Below are 14,131 nucleotides of genomic sequence, written 5' to 3'. Positions count from 1 at the left end.
GTAATAATGATTGGAGAAACCCTCAATGGACGATATCATGTCCTGAGCCTGTTAGGAACGGGTAAATACGGTCAAACTTATTTAGCGGAGGATCGACAAGCCAAAGGAAATTTGCGCTGTGTAATCAAGCAATTTGAACCACAAGCAAAAGATACCTTGAGCTTGCGTAAAGCAAAATATTTATTTGCCAGAGAAGCTAAAATTCTAAAAATTTTGGGTAAATCCGATCGCATTCCCAATCTTTTGGGATATTTTCGTAATGGAGATAAATTTTACTTAGTTCATGAGTTTATTGAGGGGACAGATTTAGCTCAAGAACTTGGTGCAGATCGACAATGGACGGCAGAACAAGTTGTCGGACTACTTCGACAAATTCTAGAAATTGTCGAAGTAGCTCACCAAGAAAAGGTGATTCATCAGGATATCAAGCCATCGAATATCATCAGGCGCGAATCTGATGGGAAATTGATGCTAATTGATTTTGGTTCGGTCAAAAAGCTCAACAATCAAATGGCAAATGCGGAAGGAAAAACCAGTCTTACCGTACCCATTGGTACTGAAGGTTATATGGCTCCCGAGCAAAAAAGTATTAAACCCAAACTAGCTAGTGATGTTTATGGGGTAGGAATGATTGGAATCTATGCCTTGACAGGGGTAGAACCGAAAGACATTCCTTTAGACCACGATACAGAAGTAGTTAAATGGAAAGATGGAATTCAAGTTAATGAAAATCTAGCTGAAGTTTTAGATCGGATGGTTTCTCCCGACTTTCGACAGCGTTATACATCTGCCAGCGAAGCTTTAAAAATAGTTAGAAATTTTAAATTGGGTAGAAAATTGAAATTATTTGATTTTAAAACCATATTTGGCACGGGTATTGTGCTTTTAGGTATATTGGGTGCGGGATATTATTATTGGCAACTGGAAAACTCTTTGAACCAGATACCCAAAACTGCCGACTATGACACCACAAATAAAGACAAGTTTCCTTTTCTTTATAGTAATTCTGAATATGGAATTGAAATGAAATATCCTTCTAGCTGGAAGCTGAAAGAAGCCAATCAACCAGGTAGTGTGATCGCTCAATTTATCCCCGAACGAAGCCAGTCTTATTTGATTCCCCCCGAAGTTGAGATTCGAGTAGACCAACAAAATGCTAATTCTTTAGATGAATATACTACCAACGCTGTGTATCAAATTACTCGATTACCCCAAGCAAAAATTATTGATTCTCGTCCGATTAAATTGAGCGAAAAAGATGGTCACAAAGTTATCTATACCAAAGTAAATCCAGAAAACAAAATTGAAACCAAACATCTCCAAATATGGACTTTAAATAGCGATCGCGTTTATCTCGTTAGCTACGAAGCAGAATTAGGACAATACGACAATTTTGAAGCAATTGTGGAAGACGAAATGCTGGAATCTTTAAAAATCATGTCAACCAAATAGACAAGGCGATCGCTTTTCCTCGTTAATCTTTAATTCTGCAATTGCCAAATCTTGACGGTTTTATCCCCACTAACGCTAACAATAGTAGAAGCATCAAAACTCAAAGCCACGCTAGATACAACATCATCGTGACCTTCTAGAATAGTCAGGAGTTGATAATCCTGGAGACTCCAGACTCGAATTGTAGAATCATCGCTACCACTAGCTACTTTTGTACCGTCTGGACTTATAGCTACGGCATTCACCCAGCCCGAAGCAGCATTAAAGGTATGTTTTAATTTTGCTGTGGGGCGATCCCAAACTTTGACAGTTTCATCGTCGCTACCGCTAACAATAATCGAGCCATTGGGAGAGATTGCCACGCTAGTTACTACATCAGTATGACCGAGAAAAGTTTGTTCTAGTTGTCCGCTATTCAAATTCCAGACTCTAACGGTTTCATCACTACTAGCACTCACCGCTGTCGTACCATCGGGAGTAATAGCAACGCTATTGATCCAATCTTCGTGTCCTGAAAGAGTCAGAATCGATTTCCCAGTTTCCAAATTCCAAACTCTGATGGTCTCATCATCGCTGGCACTCACTGCTGTTTTGCCATCAGGAGTAATAGCAACGCTATTGACCACATCATTGTGACCAGTTAAGGTTTGCTTAGATTCTCCTGTTTGCACGTTCCAGACTTTGACAGTTGTATCATCGCTACCACTCACCAAAGTATTACCATCTTGACTGAGGGCAACACTATTAACCAAGCTTTCGTGTCCGACTAAAGTTTGCTCTAGTTTTCCTGTTTGAGCATTCCAGACTTTGATAGTATTATCCCAACTACCCGTAACAATTGTTTTTTTGTCAGAACTTAACACTACGCTATGAACTATATCTTGATGTCCTTCTAAGTTACTGGCTAGTAAATATTTATTGTCGGACAAGGCAATAGAGCGATCGCCATTTTCGGAATTTGATTCTGTTACTCGGGCTATTCTTTGTTCTTCCTGCTCGATTTTGGCTGTCTCGGCAGCTATTTCTGCCTCTTCTTCCGCTGCTGCTTTTTCTTCGGCTGCCCTAGTTCGAGCTTCCTCCGCTGCAATGCGTTTTTCCTCGGCAATACGTTCTTGTTCTGCCTCTGCTATTTCATTTTCTTGCTCTAATTCTTCCATAGCGGACAAAAAGATATTAATCGGAATACCTCGGCTAATATCTCTCCCCGTAGTGGGATCTCGTTCTGCTTCACCGTTGATCGCCACCAGTAAACCATCTTCATCTACTACCGCACCACCACTACTGCCTGGCAAAGTTTGATTAGAATAAACTAGGGCGTAGCCTTCGTCTTCTTCTGGATTGATTAAAATATCTTCTCTAATACTCCGAACTTGACCAGAAACTAAATCTAGATCGTTTTGAATTGCAGGAAAACCAGCCACAAAGACTGTTTGTAGGGGAACAATATCTTCAGAATTACCTAGTTTAGCTACTCTGTATTCGTTATTGCTGTCAAAGGTAAGAATCATTAAATCCAAGCCAGGAAGTTCTTGTTTGGCAGTCACCTTATGTTTTATACCGTCGGGAGTTTGTACTCGATATACCCCATCTTCTCCAGCAACGTGATAGTTAGTCAGCAAAGAGTAAACACCATCCTGGAGTTCGATAATCACTCCCGATCCGTTGTTGCCTGTTTGAGCTTGAATAACTTTGACTGTGATATCTCTGGCGATCGTACTAATTTCTCTGGCGTTAAGAGCTACTGCTTCGATCTGCTGCATCAAAACCATTGTCGTACTGGCGATCGCGATCGCATATTTTTGTTTGAGGTTCATATATATTTACAAATATCAAATAAGGCGATTTTTTCTTGATTGATTATTTTTGTGGCTCATTATTCCAATTGAGAAATAGTTCCATATTGATATAAGTCGTTCCGTTAACTTGCGAAATTACTGATTTTTCTTCTGGAGGAATAGAATCGTTGGAGTTACCGCTTAGAGAAATAGTTTCTCTAGCTGCCCAAACTCGTTGATCTAAAAGCTTGATTAGAGTTTTGTTGGCATCCGTACCAGGTTTAAATGTGACCAACAGCCCATCGGGCAGACATTTTCCTCCTAGATAAGCAGCGACGCAGAGTGCAGGAAGATTATTCACCATATCAGCTTTAATATATTTCAGCGTCCCATTACTATCAAATTTCTGAAATCGCTGGGATACAATCTGGCATCGTTGAGCAGGAGAAAAAGGAGGTGGAAAAGAGCGATCGCTCCAACGAATTAAAGGAAGTGCGCCTCTTTCGGTATTGACACTGGTAAAAAGTCCATTTTCGTCGCAAAAGAAGCGATCTTGGGCAATACTAGGCTTGATATTTGTTAAAAAACTGCTGAATATGATTCCTACGATCGATAAGGTTGAGATATATGTATTTAATACAGGCATTATTGCTTTAGAGATAAGTTTAAATTAGGGTTTAAATTTTGATTTACCGATTATAAATTGGGTTAACAGGCAAGCATAAACTAATGGTTTTAAGGTCGAGTCCCACAGTTTAGTATGAAGTACCCACAAAAGACATATAAATCACTAGATGCGCTACTTAGAATTTTAGAATGTAATTAGCCGTGGGGTTTAATTAATCTAGATTTGTTGATGGTAGATTATTTATATTTTGAATTTTCATTCTTCGATCGCTAATAGTATAATCTTTAAAATGTTCTCCACATTTAGCCTTAATTAATTAAACTACAGAGTGAATAATCAACAGAACGAAGCTTATCTAAATCACCCTACCTTCGGACTTCTCTACAGAATATGTTTATTAAAGAACAATCAGGAATTATTTACTACCTTATACGCTCAACGTTTGTTTTTTATTGTTACAACTAGTACTGATTCTCTTTCCTTCGATCCTATTAGTAGATCTGATGCTCGTTTGTTGGTGGAAAGTTTGTTAAGACGATTCTTATTAGACCGCGAAACAGAAAAACATCGAGAACTTCAGGCTGTTTATAAACGCACTTTTCTTTAACTTCTATTCTAGATTTTTTGATTAACTTGATGACAGGCTCTATTTCTCAAACAATTAAATTAATACAACAGAAAATTCCCTCAAAGGTTAAATTAATTGCCATAACCAAACAAGTAGGCATCGAACCAATGCGAGAAGCTTATGGGGTAGGAGTGAGAGACTTTGGAGAGAATCGCCTACAAGAAGCTTTGGATAAACAACAACAGTTTGAAGATTTGACAGATATTAACTGGCATTTTATCGGGCATATTCAAAAGAATAAAGCTAAAAAAATTGTGGAAAATTTTGAATGGATTCATTCTGTTGATAGTTTGGTTTTAGCCAAAAGATTGAATCGATTAGCCCAAGAGTCAAACCTCACGCCAAAAGTATTTCTTCAAGTAAAAGTTTTGCCCGATCCTAATAAATATGGTTGGGAAGCCGAAGAATTGATCGGGGATTTAGCCGAATTAGATCGATATCAAAATCTAAAAATCAAGGGTTTGATGACAATATTGCCGTTGGGATTATCCCCTGAAGAAACATTAAGTGCTTTTGAAGCAACTGCCAAGTTAGCAGCCCAGATACAACAACGGGGCTATGAAAACCTTCCAATGAAAGAATTATCTATGGGCATGTCTGGAGATTATCTATTAGCGATCGCCGCAGGAGCAACCATGATACGTTTGGGTAGAACTATCTTTGGCTCTAAGTGAAATAGCAAGGCGATCGACACCTAAGCTACACATTAATTTTGTCTTTGGCAATACCAAACCCTATAAAGTTTTTTAAAGAATAACCAAGATAATTAAAATTAAATGAAGAAATAGATTGTGCCGAACCTCCCATTTGGGTTTATGTGGAGTAGAATTGAGTCGCCAAACAAATATTTCTTTAAAAACAGCCACTTTCTCGGAAATTTCGAGAATGAAATTACTATTTTGTCTCAATCGAAAAGTAATAATTTAAAGAAGTATCTAAATCAACCAATTAAAGTCGTAAATTAATTAGGAATTGTAAGTAATTATGTTAGATACATTAAAAGAATTTTTTGGAATTGACAGTGGATACGATGGGGAAGAAGAAGAATATGTAGAATACGATCCTCAAGAAGAAATGAACGGATCTTACCCTACTCATCCTCAAGCATCTAACAATCAGCCAGAATTAACCAAAATAGCTGCCCCCAACAATCAAACTAACCGCAAAGAGATGAAGATGAACAATGTAATTGGTATGCCAGGATTGACTAACGGAAATTCCGAAGTAGTAGTTATCGAACCTCACTCTTTTGAAGAGATGCCCCAGGTTATCATTGCTTTACGGGAACGTAAATCAGTAGTATTAAACCTTAACGTAATGAATCCCGAAGAAGCCCAAAGAGCAGTTGATTTTATTGCTGGTGGGACTTACGCTATGGATGGACATCAAGAGCGAGTCGGAGAAAGTATTTTCTTATTCACTCCCAGCTCTGTAAAAGTAAGTAGTCTTTCTGGAATTTTGAAGGATGTTCATACTCCCGAAGCTCACGTGCGTCGCACTGCTACACCAGCCCCCGAAGCTTGGGGACATCAACCCAATGTAGCTGCTCAATAGTGTTCTAGCGATAGTATTATTGGATTATGACATCTAATAGTATTTGCCTCAGTATTATTGGAGGGGGGGTAATGGCAGAAGCTATTTTATCTCGCCTCCTGGCACAAAATGTATTTGCTGCTAGTACCGTATTAGTAAGCGAACCCAGAGAAGAAAGAAGACAGTATTTAACCGAACAATATCAAGTCCAAGTTACGGAAGATAATCAAACTGCCATATCTGCATCAGGGATATTATTATTGGCAGTCAAACCTCAAATATTGGATTTGGTGGTTAGCAATATTACGCCAAATACGAATAGTACTGTAATTTCAATTTTGGCTGGAGTAACCATAGCTAAATTGGAACGAGCTTTTCCCCATCAGCCAGTAATTCGCGTCATGCCTAACACCCCCGCTACAGTAGGGCAGGGAATGACGGCGATCGCAGCAGGAAATCAAGCAACAAAAGAAGATACCAAACGAGCGATCGCGATTTTCAAGGCGGTAGGAGAAGTCGTAGAAGTTCCCGAATCATCAATGGATGCAGTGACGGGTTTATCTGGTTCGGGTCCTGCTTTTGTCGCATTGGCGATCGAAGCTTTAGCCGATGGCGGAGTAGCTGGAGGACTACCTAGAGCGATCGCCCTTCAGTTAGCCACTCAGACAGTATTAGGTACGGCAACTTTGGTTAAAGAAACAGGATTGCACCCAGGAGTGTTGAAAGATCAAGTAACTAGCCCTGGAGGGACGACTATTGCAGGGGTTGTTAAATTAGAAAGCGTTGGTTTTCGTTCGGCTTTGATCGAAGCTGTCAAAACTGCCACCGCTAGATCTAAAGAATTAGGTAAATAGCAAATAATTGACCAAGAGCTATGACTTTGTATAATGCGATCGCTAAAGGATATAACAGTACTCGCCAAGCAGATAGCAGAATTGTCGATCGCTTAATCGAATTGTTGGATCTTCCTCCAGGTAAAAAGATCGCAGATGTTGGTGCGGGGACGGGTAATTATAGCAAGGCGATCGCCCAAAGGGGTTACGAAATAGTCGCGATCGAGCCGAACCAGAGGATGCAAGCTCAAGCCCAACCCCATAATAAGGTCAGCTGGATAACTTCTGCTGCGGAATCTATTCCTTTGCCTGATGATACCGTTGATGGCGCAATTATTATGTTGGCGTTACACCACTTTCAAAATATCAGCGAGGCAATTAGAGAAATAGATCGCATTACCACAGCAGGAAAAATTACAATCTTTGCTTTTGAACAAAGTAAAATTCCTGATTTTTGGCTGACCGATTATTTCCCTTACTTTATTCAAGATACTTTAAAAACCTTTCCCAACACTCAAGAAATAGCCCAAATAATCAAACAAATTACTCATAAAAAAGTAGAAATTTTACCTTTTTTGTTACCACCCGATTTAAGCGATTTATTTGCTGCTGCGGGTTGGCAGAAACCAGAAATTTATTTAGATTCTTCCGTACGTCAAGGTATCTCAACTTTCTCGAAAATTCCCGATCAAGAATTAGAAAGTGGTGTAAATAGATTAGCTACCGATCTTAATAATGGTATTTGGTTGCAAAAATACGGACAACTAAAACAGCAAGAAATGTACGATGCTGGTTATCGTATTTTAGTTGTTCGATAGCTTTTGATTATCAATAGTTAGATTTAAAGTCATTATGTATGCTGGTTTATAGATTTTATCCATAAAATTAACTAGTATTTGAATACAGTTAATTTGAGCGTCAGATTTTCAAATACTTGCATGAAAGGCGAAATCATCGAAAAGAAATACAAAATCATCAAAGTTTTGGGTCAAGATTTTTGTAGCGAAACATTTCTAGCCCAAGGAAAAGGCTTGTATTCTTTTCATCGCTATGCGATTAAGAAATTCAAACCGATTCTAGGAGATCCCCAAGTTAGAAAAATTAGAGATCTATTTGAGAGAGAAGCCAGTATTCTCAAGCTTTTGAGTGGTAAAAATCGTCAAATTCCTCAACTACATGAATATTTTGTCGATGGAGAAGACTTTTATTTAGTTCGCGAGTGGATCGAAGGGGTAACTCTAGAACAAAAAGTTCGTCAGCAAGGAAAACTACCAGAAACAGAAGTAAAGCAAATATTGGCTAGCATTTTAGAGGTACTCCAACACATTCATAACTATGGCATTGTTTATCGTGAGTTGAGTCCTAGTAGTATTATTTTGCGTCAAAATCATTGGCTCAATCTAATTAAAGATCGAGAATGTTTACCCATACCAATATATTTTGGCGGAGTCGAAGAATTAGAAAGCCAAACCCAGCGACTAAATCAACCGAGTTTATTGTTGGCTAACCAACATCAATATATTCCTCCAGAAAAAGAATTAGGAAAATCTTTATATGCTAGCGATCTCTATAGCTTGGGGTTAACCGCGATTTACTTACTTACAGGAAAGACTCCAGCAGAATTAGATTGCGATCTCTATAATCACAAGCTACTGTGGCAACAAGATGTTCCCGATATTTCAGCCAATTTAGTTAGAGCGATCAATCGCTCTATTTGCACGAAGCAAAGCGATCGCTTTGCTTCCGCAGAAGAGATGTCACAGGCACTCTTTCCTCAGTCTATAGACATTTCTGAATCTTTAATTACTCAGACAGAAAAAAAATCTTGGCTCACATCAGAAGTTAAAATTGTTTCAACATTAATGTCTTCGGGATTGGGAATATTAGGCATAGCTTTTGCCATGCTAAACTTTGATTTTGATTTATCACTCAAAGATAACAACAGTCTCAATCCAACTCAAGATAAGTCTAGTGATGTAGCCTCCCTACAAGAAGCTTCCAAAAACAACACAGTTGAAGCACTGTCTTCCACTACCACAGTATCTTCTATTCCCCAAGAACAAGCAGTCTTGAACATACCTGCCTTTCGAGTAGGTGTTCCTTTAGAACAGATAATTGATTCCTTAGGCAAACCTACTTATGAGAGTAAAGGTTATTGGAACAATAGTAGAGCATTTTTATATGCAGATTTTATCCCTGATCGAGTAGATCTAGGTTATTTATCCGATCTTCAAACTCAAACCATACATCAAACAGAAGTATCTTTTGCTGAGTCTGTAGGGGGAATTGAGATAGAAAATACTCTAAAACAGTTATTAATGACTGACTATTCGGTAGAAATAGAACAAAAAGTGAAGCGAGTTATTCAAAAGAAAAGTGATAAGCAAGAATTTAGGGTTAATAATCTAGAAGGAATAATTCAACGCAATGCCCAAAACCATATCTACGTTGCTGTTTGGAAAAGTGGTTTTCATCAATAATTGACTAAATAAATGGTACTCAGTTGCTACGATTGTTAGATACTAGATCTTGCTATTCGTTAAATTGCCAATTAACATGATTCCTAGAAGATATGAAAGACTCAAGCAAGTTCTCAATCAAAGACAGCCAGATCTAACAGTACTAACCGAAGATGTTCACAAACCCCACAATCTCTCGGCAATTATTCGTACTTGCGATGCGGTTGGAGTTTTTGCCGTACACGCAGTTAATCGCCACAGCGACACTCCCACTTTCTCTCAGGTTGCTCAAGGGAGTGAAAAATGGGTTAAGTTACATTCCCATCCTGATATTAAAACTGCTATTGAACATCTTCAACAAACCAGTCACAAAATCTATGCAGCCCATCTAAGCGATGTAGCTGTCGACTATCGCCAAGTGGATTATACTCAGCCAACCGCTATTCTTTTAGGAACAGAAAGATGGGGTGTTACAGACGAAGCAGCCAATTTGGTAGACGGACATATTATTATTCCCATGCAAGGAATGGTACAGTCTCTTAATGTCTCTGTAGCCAATGCCGTAATTTTGTTTGAGGCGCAACGACAAAGATTAAAGGCTAATTTGTATGACAAGGTAAGGTTGGATTCAGAAACTTATCATCAAACAATCTTTGAATGGGGTTATCCCGATATTGCAGATATGTATCGTCGTGAAGGTAAGCCTTACCCTAACTTGGGAGAGCAAGGAGAAATATTACCAGGAGAATAATTCCGATAACATAGTTCCTCAACGATCGCCCAAAATCGTTAAATCTGACAAATAAAGCTTTAATGTACAATTGATCCCTGAATCTGTTATTTATTAAACAGCCCTTGGGGACGAACTAAAAGAATGGCTACCATAATCGCTAAGGCTACTCCTAACTTATATTCCGAACCCAATAACGGTACGCTCAACTCTTGAACAATACCAATCACGAATGCACCAGCGATCGCGCCATAGGGATTGCCAATCCCCCCCAAAATAACCGAAGCAAACATCGGCAAAATTAAAAACCAGCCCATATTAGGGTGTACTACAACAATCAAGCCATACATTCCCCCAGCAAACGCCGTTAGAGTGCCTGTAATTATCCACGTCCAAAGAACAATCTGATCGACATTAATTCCTGACACTCTAGCAAGATCGATATTGTCGGCAACAGCCCGCATCGCTTTGCCAATTTTGGTATTTTGTAAAATTAAATGTAGGGCGGTTATAGCTGCGATCGCCAATCCAATTACGATTAAACGATAGTAAGCAATACGAAGATCTCCAAATTCCAAAGCCCTCACCACAGGCAATTGATAGAGCTTATTGCTACCGCCATAAAGTAATAAAATGCCGTTGCGAATAAATAGTGCCAAACCAATAGAAATAATAATTAAAGTAGTATCGCTAGCACGGCGATCGCGCATCGGTTTCCACAGCAAATATTCAGAAATTAGCATGGCAATAATTGTCCCTATTGCCCCCAAAATCATTGACAACCAAATATTCAACCCACTAGTATTAGCCAGCCAAGTTAAATAAGCCCCCAAAGTCATAAAGTCTCCATGAGCAAAGTTAGATAAATTGAGAATGCCATAGGTAAGAGTTAAGCCAATAGCAGCTAAAGCTAAGATACTACCAATGGCAATGCCATTAAACAGAAGTTGGAGATCGAACATTTTAAGGGTTTAGAGATAAGGAAATAAGATTGATTTTCTTCAGCTTAAAGCAACGATCGCTAGCGTTTTTCAAAGTGGGAACATTCGTCACAAGGTCCTTCTGGGTTAATAGCACAACGAATATAAGGAGATTGGGCATTATTAATACAGCTTGTATCCCCAATAAAATATTTAGTTACGGGTCTACGGCGATCGCCAAGATCGAGATTTCGATTATGGCTATACAAACTACCAGAAAATCTTTCTGGTTGATAACTAGTAGCAACTTGGGCGCGTCTTAACCTCATTTGCCAACGCTTTTTAGCTTTGCGGAAAATTAGTAAATAAACCAAAGATGGCAAAATGCTTAATAGGAGGATAAGAGCTAGCTTGATGACAAAAGCAGAAAAATAAGTAGTCATGGCTCGCTAGAAAAGTAGTTGTTGTGAGGAGCTAATATTTAGCAATCTAGCATTTATCATCTCAACATAACCATGACGAATAAGATTAATTATTAGATATTTTTATATTTCATTGTTGGATGCTGATATCAAACAGCTACTACTATGATTTTTGGGTTCTTCAAATATTCCTCGATCAAATTCTCTAATTTTCACTCGTTTTGCTTGTAGTGCCGTTTGCAGAATTTCTGCTGCCAATCTAGGTTTTCCTGCTCCACAGAAAAATAAATCTGCGGCAAAATAACCGTGTTCGGGCCAAGTGTGGATTGCAATATGGGACTCTGCCAAAGTAGCAGTAGCGGTAACACCGTGGGGACTAAACTGATGAACGCATAAATCAATTAGGGTTGCCTGACCGATATTGATCGCCTCTATTAGTGCTTTGCGTATTGCATCGGGATTGTTAAGCAATTCAGCAGGGGCATACCAAGCATCTATAACTAGATGAGTTCCCATTTGTTCCATTCGTTTGACCTGATTCAATTAAATTAGCCAGACTATTCTAACCAATAGAGGGTGAGATATCACCAATCCCTCGATAATTTTCTAGTTTAATGGGGTTCGCCAAACAAGATAAAAGATGTATTTAGCTGGCGAATAAGGCGATCGCTAATATCGCTGACTGCCAAACCCCCCGCAGTACGGCGACGTATAGAGCGTAAAATTACTAAATCGTGGTTTTTCGTCTGGGCTAAAATGGCTTCGGTAGTATTATCATTACGGATCGTTTGAACTGCTACGTCAACTCGAACTTTAATCTCTTCTATAAACTGTTTTAATTGAGATCCTAGAGCTTCTACTTCTGTTGCGGGTGTTTTCCTCTGGCTAACGTGTAGCAAAGTAATAGCAGCTTGATTTGTTTCGGCGAACAATTGAGCAAATTCAATGGTTAATTTGGCTTGAGCATCAAAGTTTTTAATCGGCACTAATACTTGGTGAATCTTAATTGGTTCTTGTTGTAAGCGCATCACCGCTACGGGACAATGAGCAGACCAAAATATCCCATCTACTACCGTACCAAAGATACGCGATCGCAGGTCTCTTTGACTCCAACCCATAATAATTAGGTTAGCTCTTTCTTCTCTTGCGGCACGGGTGATGCCCTGCACCACATCATCATCGATACGAATCATCGATTTGCCCCTAGCACCAAATTCTTTGGTAACAGCAACGGCATTTTTAAGTAATTTGCGGCTGCTGTCCATCCCTTGCTTGAGATCGGGATCGTCCATGTGGACGTGGGCTTTGGCAATGGATAAAGAAATTACCGTACCCAACTCGTGGCGGGCTAATAACGCGCCCATCTCAATCAGGTTGCGTTCGGTTTCGGGATTTGCCACGGGAACAACAACGCGAAAGGAAAATTTTTTGGTGGTGTAAGGAATTTCCGATCTTGTTTCGTTGTTGAAAAATACTGAATCTTCTTGGGTGTCTGACTGTTCTCCTCCAAGATGATATTTCTGAAGCTCCCCATTGGCTACCATTGTCGCTGATAATTTGCGACCGAATGTAGTGGTCAGAATCGGTCCTGCGATCGCCGTTACCAACATCAAGACAATTACAACATTGAAGATCGAGTCGTCAATCAATTCTGCATTAACTCCTGCCAGGGCTGCTGCGAGGGTAGCTGCTACCTGGGGGAGAGATAAAGACCACATGGTCATCGCTTGATTCCAATTGTAACTATAGAGAATTTTGGCGATCGCAGCTGCGATAAATTTGCTGAGTAATAAACCTCCTACGATCCCCAAAGTTAGTGGTAATTCCGTAGTTACGGTTTTAATAAAGCCAGGAATATCGAGTAATAATCCCATTCCCACAAAGAAAAAAGGAATAAACAAAGTACTGCCTACAAATTCTATTTTCTCTTCGACAGGGCTTCTCCCAACTACATCATTAACTGCTAATCCTGCTAAAAATGCACCAACAATTTTATCGACACTAATTATCTGCGCGCCGACGGATGCTAAAAATACAGCTAACAAAATAAACAAAAACTGGTTGCTCTCCTCGTCTCCAGTACGCCGAAAATATTCTTTTCCTGCTTTATCAAACCCAATTAATATCAGTGCTGCATAAATGCCCAAAATAACTAATTGAGTGATTAAACTAACTGCTGAAAACTCTCCTCCGTGGATGGAAATACAGATCGCTAATACTAATAAAGCAGCAATATCGGTAAAGATAGTCGCTCCAATAGTCACGGTAACGGCTTCGTTGGCTACTACTCCCAAACCCTTGACAATAGGGTAGCCTAAGAGGGTATGAGATGCTAATAAAGACCCAATCAAAATAGAAGCATTCCAACCAATACCAAATATTCTGGCGATCGCCGTACCCATAATTAGAGGGACTAAAAAAGTTGCCATTCCAAAGCCAAGCGATCGCTCTTTGGTCTTGCGAAATTCTTCTAGATCGATTTCTAAACCCGCGACAAACATGAGATAAATTTTGCCAATATCTGACAGCAGTTTCATGGTTTCGGACTTAGCATCTAGTAGTCCCAAGCCATTCGAGCCTAAAACAACCCCCGCAAATAACAAGCCTACTAATCCTGGTAGTTTTATCCGTTCAAATATAGGGGGTAAAGTTAGTACCACCAGCAGTAAAAGGGTAAAGGTTAATAAGGGATTGGTTTGGAAGGAATTGCTCAGATATTGTTCCATTTGATATTACTAAGAAGACTTGATG

General features: G+C 39.3%; 14 protein-coding genes. 8 read left to right on the top strand and 6 right to left on the bottom strand.

Annotation, left to right across the window (positions count from 1 at the left end):
- Window positions 1-6 precede the first annotated feature (6 nt).
- Window positions 7-1,452 (top strand): serine/threonine-protein kinase, encoded by a 1,446-nt coding sequence (locus tag I4641_RS12925; RefSeq protein ID WP_229640947.1) that lies wholly within the window; start codon window positions 7-9, stop codon window positions 1,450-1,452.
- A 29-nt stretch (window positions 1,453-1,481) separates the two neighbouring features.
- On the opposite strand, the gene I4641_RS12920 is transcribed toward I4641_RS12925, so the two are convergent.
- Both I4641_RS12920 and I4641_RS12915 read right to left on the bottom strand, forming a co-directional pair.
- A complete protein-coding gene (locus tag I4641_RS12920) occupies window positions 1,482-3,266 on the bottom strand; it encodes a trypsin-like peptidase domain-containing protein (RefSeq protein ID WP_229640946.1) in 1,785 nt (594 codons plus the stop codon).
- Window positions 3,267-3,309: 43 nt separating this feature from the next.
- Window positions 3,310-3,873: a COP23 domain-containing protein gene (locus tag I4641_RS12915; RefSeq protein ID WP_229640945.1), complete on the bottom strand. Its 564-nt coding sequence runs from the start codon at window positions 3,871-3,873 to the stop codon at window positions 3,310-3,312.
- 310 nt (window positions 3,874-4,183) lie between these two features.
- On the opposite strand from I4641_RS12915, the gene pipX reads away from it, so the two are divergent.
- From pipX to trmH, 7 genes are all read left to right on the top strand, one after another.
- Entirely contained in the window at window positions 4,184-4,462 is a 279-nt protein-coding gene (gene pipX / locus I4641_RS12910) for a transcriptional coactivator PipX (RefSeq protein ID WP_229640944.1), read from the top strand.
- Window positions 4,463-4,491: 29 nt separating this feature from the next.
- Window positions 4,492-5,157, top strand: coding sequence for a YggS family pyridoxal phosphate-dependent enzyme (locus I4641_RS12905; RefSeq protein WP_229640943.1), 666 nt, complete (start codon window positions 4,492-4,494; stop codon window positions 5,155-5,157).
- A 310-nt stretch (window positions 5,158-5,467) separates the two neighbouring features.
- Window positions 5,468-6,037 (top strand): cell division protein SepF, encoded by a 570-nt coding sequence (locus I4641_RS12900; RefSeq protein ID WP_229640942.1) that lies wholly within the window; start codon window positions 5,468-5,470, stop codon window positions 6,035-6,037.
- 26 nt (window positions 6,038-6,063) lie between these two features.
- Window positions 6,064-6,870 carry a pyrroline-5-carboxylate reductase gene (proC, locus tag I4641_RS12895; protein ID WP_229640941.1) on the top strand — a complete coding sequence of 269 codons (807 nt, stop codon included), beginning with the start codon at window positions 6,064-6,066 and terminating at the stop codon, window positions 6,868-6,870.
- A gap of 20 nt (window positions 6,871-6,890) precedes the next feature.
- Window positions 6,891-7,667, top strand: coding sequence for a class I SAM-dependent methyltransferase (locus tag I4641_RS12890; RefSeq protein ID WP_229640940.1), 777 nt, complete (start codon window positions 6,891-6,893; stop codon window positions 7,665-7,667).
- A gap of 120 nt (window positions 7,668-7,787) precedes the next feature.
- A complete protein-coding gene (locus I4641_RS12885) occupies window positions 7,788-9,329 on the top strand; it encodes a serine/threonine protein kinase (protein WP_229640939.1) in 1,542 nt (513 codons plus the stop codon).
- A 76-nt stretch (window positions 9,330-9,405) separates the two neighbouring features.
- Window positions 9,406-10,059: a tRNA (guanosine(18)-2'-O)-methyltransferase TrmH gene (trmH, locus tag I4641_RS12880; RefSeq protein ID WP_229640938.1), complete on the top strand. Its 654-nt coding sequence runs from the start codon at window positions 9,406-9,408 to the stop codon at window positions 10,057-10,059.
- A gap of 86 nt (window positions 10,060-10,145) precedes the next feature.
- Here the strand turns inward: trmH and I4641_RS12875 are convergent, their stop codons facing one another.
- The 4 genes from I4641_RS12875 to I4641_RS12860 all read right to left on the bottom strand — a co-directional run bounded on the left by I4641_RS12875 (window position 10,146) and on the right by I4641_RS12860 (window position 14,106).
- Window positions 10,146-11,000 carry a branched-chain amino acid ABC transporter permease gene (locus I4641_RS12875; protein WP_229640937.1) on the bottom strand — a complete coding sequence of 285 codons (855 nt, stop codon included), beginning with the start codon at window positions 10,998-11,000 and terminating at the stop codon, window positions 10,146-10,148.
- Window positions 11,001-11,059: 59 nt separating this feature from the next.
- Window positions 11,060-11,401 carry a DUF6464 family protein gene (locus I4641_RS12870; protein WP_229640936.1) on the bottom strand — a complete coding sequence of 114 codons (342 nt, stop codon included), beginning with the start codon at window positions 11,399-11,401 and terminating at the stop codon, window positions 11,060-11,062.
- Between the two features lie 102 nt (window positions 11,402-11,503).
- Window positions 11,504-11,905: an adenosylmethionine decarboxylase gene (gene speD / locus I4641_RS12865; protein ID WP_229640935.1), complete on the bottom strand. Its 402-nt coding sequence runs from the start codon at window positions 11,903-11,905 to the stop codon at window positions 11,504-11,506.
- 86 nt (window positions 11,906-11,991) lie between these two features.
- Window positions 11,992-14,106, bottom strand: a complete 2,115-nt coding sequence (locus I4641_RS12860) for a cation:proton antiporter domain-containing protein (RefSeq protein WP_229640934.1) — start codon at window positions 14,104-14,106, stop codon at window positions 11,992-11,994.
- Between the last annotated feature and the right edge of the window lie 25 nt (window positions 14,107-14,131).

Origin of the sequence: Waterburya agarophytonicola KI4 (assembly GCF_020640915.1) — a bacterium.
GTDB lineage: Bacteria > Cyanobacteriota > Cyanobacteriia > Cyanobacteriales > Xenococcaceae > Waterburya > Waterburya agarophytonicola.
The sequence above is the reverse complement of the archived record's forward strand: the minus strand, read 5'-3'. Positions and strand labels throughout refer to the sequence as shown.

Coding starts and splice junctions, on each gene's coding strand:
- I4641_RS12925 (WP_229640947.1), top strand. CDS start 7: ATGATTGGAGAAACCCTCAATGGACGATATCATGTCCTGAGCCTGTTA.
- I4641_RS12920 (WP_229640946.1), bottom strand. CDS start 3,266: ATGAACCTCAAACAAAAATATGCGATCGCGATCGCCAGTACGACAATG.
- I4641_RS12915 (WP_229640945.1), bottom strand. CDS start 3,873: ATGCCTGTATTAAATACATATATCTCAACCTTATCGATCGTAGGAATC.
- I4641_RS12905 (WP_229640943.1), top strand. CDS start 4,492: ATGACAGGCTCTATTTCTCAAACAATTAAATTAATACAACAGAAAATT.
- I4641_RS12900 (WP_229640942.1), top strand. CDS start 5,468: ATGTTAGATACATTAAAAGAATTTTTTGGAATTGACAGTGGATACGAT.
- proC (WP_229640941.1), top strand. CDS start 6,064: ATGACATCTAATAGTATTTGCCTCAGTATTATTGGAGGGGGGGTAATG.
- I4641_RS12890 (WP_229640940.1), top strand. CDS start 6,891: ATGACTTTGTATAATGCGATCGCTAAAGGATATAACAGTACTCGCCAA.
- I4641_RS12885 (WP_229640939.1), top strand. CDS start 7,788: ATGAAAGGCGAAATCATCGAAAAGAAATACAAAATCATCAAAGTTTTG.
- trmH (WP_229640938.1), top strand. CDS start 9,406: ATGATTCCTAGAAGATATGAAAGACTCAAGCAAGTTCTCAATCAAAGA.
- I4641_RS12875 (WP_229640937.1), bottom strand. CDS start 11,000: ATGTTCGATCTCCAACTTCTGTTTAATGGCATTGCCATTGGTAGTATC.
- I4641_RS12870 (WP_229640936.1), bottom strand. CDS start 11,401: ATGACTACTTATTTTTCTGCTTTTGTCATCAAGCTAGCTCTTATCCTC.
- speD (WP_229640935.1), bottom strand. CDS start 11,905: ATGGAACAAATGGGAACTCATCTAGTTATAGATGCTTGGTATGCCCCT.
- I4641_RS12860 (WP_229640934.1), bottom strand. CDS start 14,106: ATGGAACAATATCTGAGCAATTCCTTCCAAACCAATCCCTTATTAACC.